Below are 12,959 nucleotides of genomic sequence, written 5' to 3'. Positions count from 1 at the left end.
CCTTTTTTATGGGTGAGAAAATGCAGCTTCTTAAACAAGAAACCATCCTGCAGGGTGCCAAAGGGGGAGGTGGCAGTTCGCATACTCCGGTTGAGCAGCCTGACGATCTGCTGTCGGTCGCAAAATTAAAAATGCTCATTGCCGTTTCTGAGGGGGAAATACAGGGCGACCTGACCGCTCAGAACATTTTTCTCAACGATACGCCGCTGGCAAACGACAGCGGGGAATACAACTTCAGCGGCGTGAAATGGGAGTTCCGCAAGGGCACACAGGACCAGACCTATATTGCCGGGATGCCCCAGGTCGATAACGAGCTGGCGGTGGGCACAACTGTCTCCACCACCGCGCCCTGGACGCGCCAGTTTACCAACCTTTCCCTGGATGCCATCCGCATCAAGCTCAGTCTTCCGGTCCAGTATCTCTATAAAGATAACGGCGATATGGTGGGCACGGTCACCGAGTATGCGATCGATTTATCAACGGACGGCGGTGCCTGGAAAACGGTTGTAAACGGCAAGTTTGACGGAAAGACCACGACGGAATATCAGCGTGACCACCGTATCGATCTGCCAAAATCCACGTCCGGCTGGTCTGTCAGGGTCAGGCGTATTACGGCTGATGCCAGCGGATCAAATTCGAAACTGGTTAACGCCTTCAAGGTGTTTTCGTATGCGGAAGTCATCGACAGCAAGCTTCGTTATCCTTTAACCGCGCTTCTGTATGTCGAAGTGGACAGCAGCCAGTTCAACGGCAGCGCGCCGAAGGTGACCTGTAAGATAAAAGGCAAGCTGATTAAGGTTCCGGATAATTACGATCCGACAACCCGAACCTATTCTGGCTCATGGTCCGGCGGGTTTAAAATGGCCTGGTCCAATAACCCCGCCTGGATATTTTACGATCTGGTTCTGGATGAAATTTACGGCATGGGAACGCGCGTGGATGCGTCCATGGTGGATAAGTGGGCGCTGTATTCAATCGCCCAGTACTGTGACGAAATGGTTTCCGACGGGGCCGGTGGCACCGAACCGCGTTTCACCTGCAACGTTTTCATTCAGAGCCAGGAGGATGCCTGGCAGGTACTTAACGATCTCGCCGCGGTCTTTCGTGGAATAACGTTCTGGGGCAACGATCAGATTTATGTCCAGGCAGACGTCCCGCAGGACGATGTTGACTGGGTTTATAACGTCTCAAACGTTATCGATGGGCTGTTTACTTATGCGGGCGGCTCATACAAGAATCGCTACAGCTCCTGCCTGGTGTCCTGGTCCGATCCGCAGAACCATTACAGCGATACCGTTGAGGGGGTTTACGATTCGACGCTTGTAGAACGTTACGACGTCCGGCAGACGTCCCTGACCGCAATCGGCTGCACCTCGCAAAGTGAAGCGCACCGACGCGGTCGCTGGGTATTGCTCTCCAATGCCAAAGACGGGACCGTATCGTTTGGCGTGGGGCTGGACGGTTATATCCCTTTGCCCGCTGAAATTATCGGTGTCGCCGATCCTTTCCGCTCTGGTAAGGAGAACGGGGGCCGCATAAGCGCGGTCAATGGCCGCCAGATTACCCTCGATCGAGAAATAGACTACGCGGCGAAAGACCGGCTGGTGGTTAACCTTCCCGACGGAAAAGCCCAGACGCGGACAATCAGCGCGGTGAGCGCCGATAAAAAAACGGTGACGGTGGCTACGGCATTCAGTCAGGTTCCTGTGGCGGGCGCTGTCTGGGCGATAGACAGTGATAACCTCGCAATACAGTACTTCAGGGTCACCTCAATCGCGGCTAACGACGACAGTACAGGCGGTTTCACTATTACGGCCGTTCAGCACGATCCAAACAAATATCGTTACATCGATGACGGCGTTCGGGTCGAGTCTCCCTCGATCACCGTCACGCCGATAAGCGTCCTGTCTGCTCCGAAGAATATCGTGGTGACTGAGAGCGATCATGTGTCTCAGGGGCTGACTGTAGCAAGCCTGGACGTGTCATGGAATAAGGTAGAGGGCGCAATCCGGTACGTTGCCCAGTGGCGTAAGGACAACGGGGACTGGATAAACGTTCCGGTTACCAGCGCGCAGGGTTTCTCGGTTCAGGGCATTTATTCGGGCAGCTATGACGTTCGCGTCCGGGCGCTGAATGCGCAGGATACGTCGTCACCATGGGGATACGGTGAAACAACTTATCTCTCCGGTAAAACGGGAAAACCGGGTACTCCGCTCAACTTCCTGGCGACCGAAGATGTGGTCTGGCATATCGACCTGACATGGAAATTTCCGGATGGATCTGGCGACACGGCCTATACAGAGATTCAGCGCGCCACAACTGCCGACTACGCCAATCCTGAACTGCTGGTCCTGGTGCCGTACCCGGCTGCAGATTATCAGCATGGCCCCATGCCTGCCGGCGTTCGCCAGTGGTACCGCGCGCGCCTGATTGACCGTATCGGTAACGCCGGGGACTGGACCAACTGGGTCATGGGCACGTCCTCGATAGATGTCAGCGAAATAACCAATGACATTCTGGAGGATATGAAAGAGTCGGAAACGTTCAAAGACCTGCTTGAGAACGCAGTGGACAGCAATGAAAAAATTGCTGGCATGGCTGACGACATCAAACAGGCCAATGATGAACTTGAGCAGCATGCGAAGGATATTGCCAAAAACGCCCAGGACGTCGGGAAGGTTCAGACCAGCGTTAATGATCTTTCCAGCACGGTCGGAGATGTATCGTCTTCTCTCTCGGAGCTTAAGCAGACCGTGGCGACGGCTGATACCGCGCTGGGCCAGCGCATCGATAACATCAGTGTGTCCATGGACGGCATGACGGGCGGGGTGAAGAACTCGGCAATCGCTATTATCCAGGGAAACCTGGCTCAGGTAGCCACGCGTAAAACTCTGTCTGCTTCGGTTGCCGGTAACAGCGCGCAGCTGGACCGCATTGATGAGGTGATCGTTAACGAGAAGGAGGCAACGGCACGCTCTCTGCTGAGTATTCAGACGGACGTGAACGGCAACAAAGCGTCAATCAATAGCCTGAACCAGACGTTTTCGGACTACCAGCAGGCTATGGCCACGCAGGTAAACAGCATCACGGCGACCGTTAATGGTCACACTTCTGCTATTACCACTAATGCCGAGGCAATTGCCAACGTGAATGGCGACCTGAAGGCGATGTACAGCATCAAGGTCGGGTTATCCAGCAACGGTCAGTATTACGCGGCTGGGATGGGAATTGGTGTTGAGAATACGCCATCCGGGATGCAGTCGCAGGTTATCTTCCTGGCTGACCGCTTCGCGGTAACACACCAGGCAGGAGCTACCGTTACGCTTCCGTTCGTTATTCAGAACGGGCAGACCTTTATCCGAAATACTGTGATTGGTGAAGGGACTATCGACAACACCAAAATCGGCAGTTACATCCAGTCCACAACCTGGGACGGTACCGGGAACGTTGGCTGGCACATCAACAAGTCCGGCTACGCGACTTTCAACAACGTCACCGTTCGCGGTTCGATTTACGCCACAAACGGTAATTTTTCTTTCAATGGTTCCGGCAACACAACAGTGATCAATGGCAACGGTTTAACCGTCAACATTCCTGGTGGTGGCCGGATTGTACTGGGGGCATGGACATAAGATGCCGACAGGATTATTGATAGAACTTAATGACGGCGGGAAGCGTATGGAGATAACGGCGGGCCTGAGATGCCCGTCTTTTGGTGCCAGCTTCGACACCGGCTACCAGAAACCAAAGTATGTGGACATCGATGGTTATGTTTCAGGGGCGCAGGTGCTGTTTATACCGCATGCTACCGCCTATGTTGATTCTGGGCTGTGGCATAAGATGAATTCCATCACTATCTCTGGTGGTCGTGTTACGCAAAACGCGAGAATGCAGGCTCTGGGCATTAGTGAAAGAGACAGTACCTATACGTTTCCCGGTAGTGTCTGGCAGATATTCCCGATAGGTCAGCGAAGTGGGGTTGGCCTACTTATTGGGGACAGCACCGACTTCCTGGCGATCACCAACGCCACACAGTCAGGCCAGTGTATCTGGAAGGGTACCGTAAATGTTCCGACCGGGGGATGGGCGGTTCCCACCATAGCAGGATACGACAAGTCGAAGTATGTCGTTTTCGGGCGCTGTAATAGCGGTAACACGATTGACTTCGACGGTAACACGGTCAGGTTCTTCAGCCCTCCGTCCACGAACGATGACGCTCCCGCAACTGGCACGATAGATATCGTTATCTTCGCCAGTGGCGTAGCGCCGCAGCCAGGAACAGGGCTCAATATCTTCAACGCTGCAGGAGCCTGCACGTTTTCAACGACAAGAAGGCCTTTCGTATACCTCAATCAACTCTGGACACCTTCAGCAAGCGCCGTGAATATCGGCAGCGGGTATGTTCCGCTCGGTAGGTTTGGTCTGATGGTACATATGGTCAATGGCATGTATGTGTATCGGATGTTCGGAATAAAAATACAGAACGGTAAAGCTTCAGTTCAGGGAGGAAAATATCTTGGGCGCGAGCAGTATGCAATTTGGGGTAATAACACGATAACGACGCTCAGCCTTCCCGTTCTTCCCGATATGTACGTCTGAATAAATTTATTATTAAAATCAACCTCGCTCCGGCGGGGTTTTTTATTGCCTGGAGAAAATATGCTTTATAACACTGGCACCATAGCCATTAACGGAAATACAGCAACCGGCACCGGCACAAACTGGACGGCACCAGCCAGCCAGGTTCGCGCTGGCCAGACGATTATTGTCATGTCTAACCCGGTCCAGATGTTCCAGATTTCATCCGTGAACAGCGCCACGTCCCTGACGGTAACGCCTGCTGCATCACCGGCGCTCAGCGGCCAGAAATACGGCATTCTGGTATCAGACAATATCTCGGTTGATGGGCTGGCGCAGGCCATGTCTCAGCTCATCAAAGAGTATGACGAGAATATCGGTGCATGGGAGACGTTCGCTACTACCTCAGCGAACCAAACTATCACTGTTACCATCAACGGAGCTTCCGTGAATATTCCGGGCATTGGTGCACTTGCCAGAAAGGGGGCAAACAGCGATATCACTGAGCTGAAAGGACTCACTACTGCGCTTTCTATTGCGCAGGGCGGGACCGGGGCAACAACGGCAGAAGGCAGTCGCACAAACCTCGGTTTGGGAAGTAGCGCGACAAAGGACGTCGGAACAGCTGCTGGAAACGTACAAGTTGTTGGTGGGCTCGGAGGACCGGTGGATGCTTACAGGTTCTTCCTGATTGAAGCAGCGTTACCGTCAAACACCATCAACCTGGATGACGCACGCAATCCTGGCGTGTTTCCAAACCTCATCAACTTTACTAATGCCGTAAACCCTCCTGCGGCTAGCGGATACGGGTATATTCAGAACTATGTCCGAATTGCTGGCAGCAGTGGGGCATCAACGCAATTTATGCTCCCTTATGCCACACAAAGTGATTCAGGCAGGTTTTTTTACCGGGGGTTTAATACCAATGCTTGGGCACCATGGAAGGAGGTTATGACTTCCGCCGTTTCCGACAGAACTATGAAAAACATCGGTGATGACCTCGATCTGGAAGAGGCGTTGCTGAATATCTGCAGGATGGAGTTCAAGCACTTCACTTTTAAGGATGATGAAACGCAAACCCCACGGCGCGGGGTGATATCTCAGCAAATTGAAACGATTGATCCTGAATACGTTAAAGAAATAGGCGGCCTGCTGCACCTCGATCAGACCCCTATGTTGCTCGATGCGCTGGCGGCAATCAAAATGCTGGCAATCCGCGTCAGCGCATTAGAGGGTGGCGCTAAACCTCCGGCTCCTGGCTCATCCGCTGATTGAATAGAGAATCTGCAGGCATTTCTAGTCGAAGGTCTATCCATCGTCCCTCCGGAATATCAATCGGATTGCCTGCGATAATCATCGCTGTTTCCACATCAAAACGGCGTCGGAAAACTGAAACAGTCAGCACACCATCATCTTCGGACGTGATATCAACGAAACACAGGAAGTTGCCATTGATATCCTGGGGGATCTCGACTGTCCACCCTTCAAGACTAAGACCGCAACTCCCCATGACGCGATAAACGCCCTCCATCTCTCTCGACGCAGTCACTCCCTCAGCCTCCTCATTGCATTGAACCTCCCCCGTTCCGAAAAGCTTAACCACCGGAGAGGCGCGCTTGATAAAGCCGTTCGTGTCGACGGTTGTGTTTGTTTCCCCCCACCACTTTTTCCACGTGGCCGCGCTTGGATTTGCCGGATCGTATACGCCAGTCCAGATATTATCCCGATTGAAAGCGAGGCCGAACCCAGCTGTCGAATACACAGGGATTGAGACCAGTCCCACAATAGAGTTTCCGCTGCCAACTGGAGCGCCGATGGTAGAGGGGGGAGCACCATCACCACGTATACGGTAGAGACCGGCACGATAACCATCTGTCAGGCTTGCCAGTTGAGAAGCTAATGATGAGTCTGCCCCAATACCAAAACCGCCGACCTGAATGACATTGCCATTTGAGGTGCCAGCGTCCTTCGTTGCTGATGTTCCTAAACCGACGTTTTATAGATTGCTCTTGAGCGGCCTGGCCGATAACTTCACCTGATTTTTTTGCAGAAATAATTGGGTGAAAAATATGCAAATTGGCTATGTAAGGGTGTCAACAAATGACCAAAATACGGATCTTCAGCGACAAGCGCTCGAACGCGCAGGATGTGAGCAGATTTTTGAAGAAAAAATGAGCGGAACAGTGGCAAACCGGCCAGCACTCAAAAAACTTCTCAAGGCACTGAATGAGGGGGATACGCTGGTGGTTTGGAAGCTGGATCGCCTTGGGCGCAGCATGCGTAATCTGGTTCTTCTGGTGGACGAGCTTCGGCAGCGCGGTATCCACTTTAAGAGCCTCACCGACAGTATAGATACATCAAGTCCGATGGGGCGTTTCATTTTTCATATTATGTCAGCTCTAGCAGAAATGGAGAGGGAGTTGATAGTGGAACGCACTCGGGCGGGTTTGGCGGTTGCGAGGGAAAAGGGGCGGATAGGCGGCAGGCGTCCGAAGTTAACTGCTGAACAATGGGCGCAGGCCGGGCGGCTCATTTCAAATGGTGTTGAAAGAAAGCAGGTAGCAATAATTTATGACGTGGCAGTTTGCACGCTATATAAAAAATTTCCTGTATCTAAGCTGATTTAAGTCTTTCTACGTGCCTTAGTCTTGTGACTTTCAAGAATTATGATGAGAGAGTATTACAGCAGACCAAATCGGAGAAAGCATATGAGAATATAACCACAACATGACTTCTGATTATATGCCCCATTTACTGCTAGTTTTTGCTACTCTATGAGAGGCAATGCCTGTCATCTTAAGTGGATCTAAGTTAATGGAATGAATAATTATGAGTGAAAATGATACAATCCCAAAGCAGTCCAAAAGCCAGATTAACAAAGCGGTATTCTTTACATCTGCTTTGTTAATTTTCCTTCTTGTCGCCTTTGCCGCTGTATTCCCGGATATTGCCGACAAAAATTTTAAACTTCTACAGCAGCAAATCTTCACGAATGCCAGCTGGTTCTACATCCTTGCGGTGGCCCTCATTTTACTGAGCGTCACCTTCCTGGGACTCTCACGCTACGGTGATATTAAGCTGGGCCCGGACCATGCGCAGCCTGATTTCAGCTATCACTCCTGGTTTGCAATGCTTTTCTCGGCAGGGATGGGGATCGGCCTGATGTTCTTTGGCGTTGCTGAACCGGTGATGCATTATCTTTCACCTCCCGTTGGCACCCCGGAGACAGTTGCGGCAGCGAAGGAAGCAATGCGCCTGACGTTCTTCCACTGGGGCCTGCATGCATGGGCAATCTATGCCATCGTGGCGTTGATCCTGGCCTTCTTCAGTTACCGTCACGGTCTGCCATTAACGCTGCGTTCCGCACTCTATCCCATTATTGGCGATCGCATATATGGGCCTATAGGCCATACGGTAGATATTTTCGCCGTTATCGGCACGGTCTTTGGCGTTGCGACATCGCTGGGGTACGGTGTTTTGCAGGTGAATGCTGGTTTGAATCATCTTTTCGGGGTGCCCATCAATGAAACGGTGCAGGTCATTCTGATCGTTGTCATCACGGGGCTAGCGACGATTTCGGTGGTGTCCGGCCTGGACAAGGGAATACGCATCCTGTCCGAGCTCAACCTGGGCCTGGCGGTGCTGCTGCTGGCTCTGGTCCTGTGTCTGGGACCAACCGTGCTTCTGCTGAAGTCATTTGTGGAAAATACGGGCGGTTATCTTTCGGAACTGGTTAGTAAAACGTTCAACCTTTACGCGTATGAACCTAAGTCGAGCAACTGGCTGGGGGGCTGGACATTATTGTACTGGGGATGGTGGCTTTCATGGTCGCCGTTTGTGGGGATGTTCATCGCAAGGGTCTCTCGCGGTCGAACCATTCGCGAGTTTGTTACCGGCGTGCTGTTTGTTCCCGCCGGCTTTACGCTCATGTGGATGACGGTGTTTGGTAACAGCGCAATCTATCTCATTATGAACCAGGGGGCGACTGACCTCGCCAATACCGTTCAGCAGGATGTCGCGCTGGCCCTGTTTAATTTCCTGGAGCATTTCCCGTTCTCCTCCGTGCTGTCATTCATTGCAATGGCGATGGTCATCGTCTTCTTCGTCACGTCTGCTGACTCGGGGGCAATGGTTGTGGATACGCTGGCATCAGGTGGGGTGGCAAACACCCCTGTCTGGCAGCGTATCTTCTGGGCGTCGCTCATGGGCATTGTAGCAATTGCACTTCTGATTGCGGGTGGGCTAAGCGCGCTGCAAACGGTGACAATAGCGAGTGCATTACCCTTCTCAGTGATCTTACTGGTATCCATATACGGACTGTTAAAAGCCCTGAGACGGGATTTGACGAAGCGTGAAAGCCTGAGCATGGCAACTATTGCGCCGACGGCTGCACGTAACCCGATTCCCTGGCAGAGAAGGTTGCGTAATATCGCCTATCTGCCTAAGCGTTCTCTTGTGAAACGCTTTATGGACGACGTTATCCAGCCCGCCATGACGCTGGTTCAGGAAGAGCTCAACAAGCAGGGAACGATTAGCCACATTAATGATGCTGCCGACGATCGTATTCGCCTTGAAGTCGATCTGGGTAACGAACTGAACTATATTTATGAAGTGAGGCTTCGCGGGTATAACTCGCCAACCTTCGCCCTTGCTGCTATGGATAATGATGAGCAGCAGGCTGAGCAACATCGATATTATCGCGCAGAGGTTTATCTCAAAGAAGGCGGTCAAAATTATGATGTGATGGGCTGGAACCAGGAACAGTTGATTAATGACATACTGGACCAGTACGAAAAACATCTGCACTTCCTGCACTTAGTTCGTTAATACAATCAAATGCCGCCCTGGAGGGCGGCATTAATTTATCTTGGCCATAATACGAGGGAATGCAAATGATCTCACGCTGGCAATGGATTCTGAAGCAGGTATTTAAAAAGTTATGGTTCAGGGCTGCATTATTCGCAATTGTAGCGATAATGACGGCTCTTTTATCAATTCTGTTTAAATCAATGATCCCTGAGTCGGTATCGGTGAAGGTTGGCGCAGAAGCCGTGGATAACATACTAAATATACTGGCATCGAGTATGCTAGCAGTTACCACATTTTCGCTTAGTATCATGGTCACAGCGTACGGATCAGCTACCACTAATGTGACACCAAGAGCTACACGTCTAGTTGTTGAAGACGTAACCACACAAAATGTACTGGCCACATTCATCGGTTCCTTTCTCTTCAGTCTGGTAGGGATCATTGCTCTTAATATGGGAGCCTACGGAGAAAGGGGGAGAGTCATTTTATTCGTTGTCACACTGGTGGTCATTGGTTTAATTCTCATCACATTGCTTCGTTGGATACAGCATTTGACCTCTCTGGGAAGGGTTGGAGAGACGACTGCAAAGGTTGAGCAGGCGGCGATCGAAGCATTTGTTGAAAGAGCAAAACGCCCATATCTGGGCGGATATCCATGGCTTGAGAACAATGAACAACCAAACGGAACGGTTGCAGTTTATCCGGAGATGATTGGCTATGTTGAATATATTGATATGGTGAAACTCGGCAAGCTGTTGTCTGAGGATCCTCGACATGTTTATCTTGTGGCGCAACCGGGCAGTTTCATTCATCCGTCGATGCCAGTTTTGTATCTGAGTCAGGGGCAGGGGCCATCAATCAGAACCGATTTGCTCGGGACGATCATTGTCTCGGATGTACGTTCCTTTTCTCAGGATCCCCGATTCTGTCTTAGCGTCATGGCTGAAATAGCCTGCAGAGCCCTTTCACCGGCAGTGAACGATCCAGGCACCGCAATTGATGTCATTGGCAGAGGTGTACGGATACTATCGGCGTATGCGCAGAATAAATCTGACGAAATTGATGTGACATATCCTTCAATACATGTTGCGCCACTTCAGAACAGCGATCTACTTGAAGACTTTTTTTTACCTATTGCCCGTGATGGTGCCAGTATGAGGGAGATTCAGATAAGAGTCCTCAAAGGACTTTCTATGCTGAGCATGGGTTGGCCTGGGATATTTGCTGAGGCCGCGCATACTTTAGCATTTGAAACATTAGAGCATGCAACTCGTGCTGATCATATAGATTCTGACAGATGTCTAATAAAAGCAATTTATTACAATTTGTTTTATGACGAAGGTTCCAATAAAAAACCATAGTTACGGGGCAAGCGATTCGGTCGATGGCTGGGTAAGGGCAAAGCATTCGCGTGAGAATGGGCGTCTGCTTTGTGCCAGGAGCGGACGTCGCAAGCAATAACGATGAATACGTCAGTACACATTAAAAGGTTTTGCACCTGTTGCCTTTCTGGACTGATGTGGTTCTACGTTATCACCAACCTGATAACTCATCCCCACACTTAAAGTGAATGTACGGCTATCTGAGCCAAAAGCAGGTCGTGCTCAATCTGAGGCGTGGTATGCAGGCATTGCGGGCACACGAAAAATTACTGCTTATTTATGCAGCTATTATATATTAGGCCAGCGACAGCATCGTGATGTACGTATCGCTATCGCCCCAGAGGGGCGTTCATTCGGATGAGAAAGCTATATTCGGGGAGGGACATAATAATGCCTGAATCAGGGCAAGGTAAAACCGCTGCGTTGTCATTAAATATCGGCAATAAAATAAGGCGTCTGCGACAATCACGTGGGATTTCGTTAAACGAGCTGTCTAAATTGTCAGGGGTTTCAAAGGGAGCGTTATCCAAACTGGAGTCAGGATCTTCCAGCCCCCGAGTAGATACGCTGGACGCTATCGCCACCTCTTTACGTTTACCGGTTGGTGATTTACTGAGCGGAAGCAGCAGGATATATCCCTGTTTTGAAAAATATCGTCCTGTGTCGGGTGAGTATTCGCAAATGATGAAATTCCGCATCGGCCCCGGCAATACCTCAGAGATATGGTTCTTGCAAATGGAGCCGCAGGTCACGATCCACAGTCCCGGACATTCAGACGGGACGCATGAACATATTCTGGTTCACAGTGGAACCCTGCTCCTACGTTTTAGCAAGCACGAGGTCATCACATTACAGTCCGGGGATTTTTATGCTTTCTCCGCGCAGATTGCGCATACGTACAGCTCAACGGAAACGGCGATTAGCGCAACGGTGGTGATGTCTCACCTTGAGCCTGGTTAACTCCGCCACTCCATTATCTGGTGAAGAGGGCCCCAGGTAAGGCGTCGTAGATCCGGGCGTTTGTTCACTTAAAGAAACAAAAATAATGACATGAAAACCAGTCGGAAAATTATTCACTAAATAAAAAATAGCGAATTCAGCCAATTAATTATGAATTGAAGAATTTCTGCCCTCATAACCGGGAAACCCGTTGTTCTGCGTGTGGGATGACTGTATTGTTATTTCGAACAACAGCACAGGTCTTTTCGCGCTGTATTTTGCCGCAAAGCGAAGCGGACGTAAGAGCCGGACCGCTTCCCATGATGCAGTCGGTTTATCCGTGGTCTGTCGGAGTATCTTTTTCAGCCGTGATATCGCCTCCAGGCTGAGTGCCGTACTGCCCGTTGCCGGCTCTTTTTTATGAAAAAATAAATCCTCCCGGATTATATATGTGCGACGGAGAAGATAAATGCGTAAGATTAATTTGAAAGAAAGTTTTGCTCTATTCAGCGATTGCTGGAGTCCAAAAATTGTCGGCGATATTAATGACGGGTATGTCAAATTGGCTAAATTATCCGGAAAGTTTGACTGGCATCATCATGAACATGAGGATGAACTTTTTCTTGTTATCAGCGGCCGCCTGCGGATGGGGTTAAGAACGGGCGATATCGATCTTGACGAAGGTGAATTTATTATTGTGCCTAAAGGAACCGAGCATTGTCCTGAAGCGCTAACCGAAGAGTGCTGCGTCGTTTTACTGGAGCCTAAATCAACCCTGAATACGGGCAATATTGTTAATGAACGTACCGTACATGAGCTGGATAAACTGTAATCGAATCTCCTGACGTCCGGTAGTCTGTCAGCAACAAATTGGGGCCTTTCTGGCGGTATATTCAGCATCACTTTACAAGAAAAAAGTCCGCTGTTCGCTCAAAGCAGACTGTCAGATTTGATTGTGTGTCGCCAGTCATAGCCGTGAGATCAACCCAGGGCTATCACTCATAAACTGCAGCGTTGAATCTTTGTCCGGTAGAGCAATGGCCACAGGCATGTCGACTAATCGAGAACGGCCTTGACAGGATACAGGGAGAGATGATTTATGGCGTGGCAATAATACGGCGTATAAAAAATTTCCAGTGGTAGCAAAAAATGGATGCGGAATGAGAAGGGGGCTGGTGAAAATTTGGGGGCAAATTTGGGGGCAAATTTGCGCTGGGGGCGTGTTTTGGGGCACTAAATCGGCCTTTATTG

General features: G+C 50.5%; 9 protein-coding genes. 8 read left to right on the top strand and 1 reads right to left on the bottom strand.

The genetic code is table 11. From position 1 onward, the window contains the following. The first annotated feature begins 8 nt into the window (after positions 1 to 8). The 3 genes from APU11_RS09165 to APU11_RS28815 are packed head-to-tail and all read left to right on the top strand — an operon-like array spanning position 9 to position 5,853. Positions 9 to 3,632: a phage tail protein gene (locus tag APU11_RS09165; protein ID WP_058651463.1), complete on the top strand. Its 3,624-nt coding sequence runs from the start codon at positions 9 to 11 to the stop codon at positions 3,630 to 3,632. A 1-nt stretch (position 3,633) separates the two neighbouring features. Continuing rightward, the gene (locus tag APU11_RS09160) at positions 3,634 to 4,599 is read left to right on the top strand and encodes a DUF6453 family protein (protein ID WP_058651464.1); all 966 of its coding nucleotides are present in this window, start codon (positions 3,634 to 3,636) and stop codon (positions 4,597 to 4,599) included. A 60-nt stretch (positions 4,600 to 4,659) separates the two neighbouring features. Next, positions 4,660 to 5,853, top strand: coding sequence for a pyocin knob domain-containing S74 family peptidase (locus tag APU11_RS28815; RefSeq protein WP_239691329.1), 1,194 nt, complete (start codon positions 4,660 to 4,662; stop codon positions 5,851 to 5,853). Here APU11_RS28815 and APU11_RS09150 read toward each other — a convergent pair. After that, positions 5,819 to 6,361: a hypothetical protein gene (locus tag APU11_RS09150; protein ID WP_058651465.1), complete on the bottom strand. Its 543-nt coding sequence runs from the start codon at positions 6,359 to 6,361 to the stop codon at positions 5,819 to 5,821. The genes APU11_RS28815 and APU11_RS09150 overlap by 35 nt on opposite strands. A 286-nt stretch (positions 6,362 to 6,647) precedes the next feature. Between APU11_RS09150 and APU11_RS09145 the strand changes: the two genes are divergently transcribed. From APU11_RS09145 to APU11_RS09125, 5 genes are all read left to right on the top strand, one after another. After that, positions 6,648 to 7,205 carry a recombinase family protein gene (locus APU11_RS09145; RefSeq protein ID WP_023315850.1) on the top strand — a complete coding sequence of 186 codons (558 nt, stop codon included), beginning with the start codon at positions 6,648 to 6,650 and terminating at the stop codon, positions 7,203 to 7,205. Between the two features lie 202 nt (positions 7,206 to 7,407). Beyond that, a complete protein-coding gene (gene betT, locus APU11_RS09140; protein WP_060578416.1) occupies positions 7,408 to 9,405 on the top strand; it encodes a choline BCCT transporter BetT in 1,998 nt (665 codons plus the stop codon). A 65-nt stretch (positions 9,406 to 9,470) separates the two neighbouring features. Beyond that, positions 9,471 to 10,748: a DUF2254 domain-containing protein gene (locus APU11_RS09135; protein WP_058651466.1), complete on the top strand. Its 1,278-nt coding sequence runs from the start codon at positions 9,471 to 9,473 to the stop codon at positions 10,746 to 10,748. A gap of 411 nt (positions 10,749 to 11,159) precedes the next feature. After that, positions 11,160 to 11,729, top strand: coding sequence for an XRE family transcriptional regulator (locus APU11_RS09130; protein WP_058651557.1), 570 nt, complete (start codon positions 11,160 to 11,162; stop codon positions 11,727 to 11,729). Between the two features lie 448 nt (positions 11,730 to 12,177). After that, entirely contained in the window at positions 12,178 to 12,540 is a 363-nt protein-coding gene (locus APU11_RS09125) for a cupin domain-containing protein (RefSeq protein ID WP_058651467.1), read from the top strand. Positions 12,541 to 12,959: the final 419 nt, after the last annotated feature.

Origin of the sequence: Enterobacter sp. 50793107, from assembly GCF_001463365.1 — a bacterium.
GTDB classification, from domain to species: domain Bacteria; phylum Pseudomonadota; class Gammaproteobacteria; order Enterobacterales; family Enterobacteriaceae; genus Enterobacter; species Enterobacter cloacae.
Note: the sequence above shows the minus strand (reverse complement) of the source record. Positions and strands in the feature narration are given on the sequence as shown.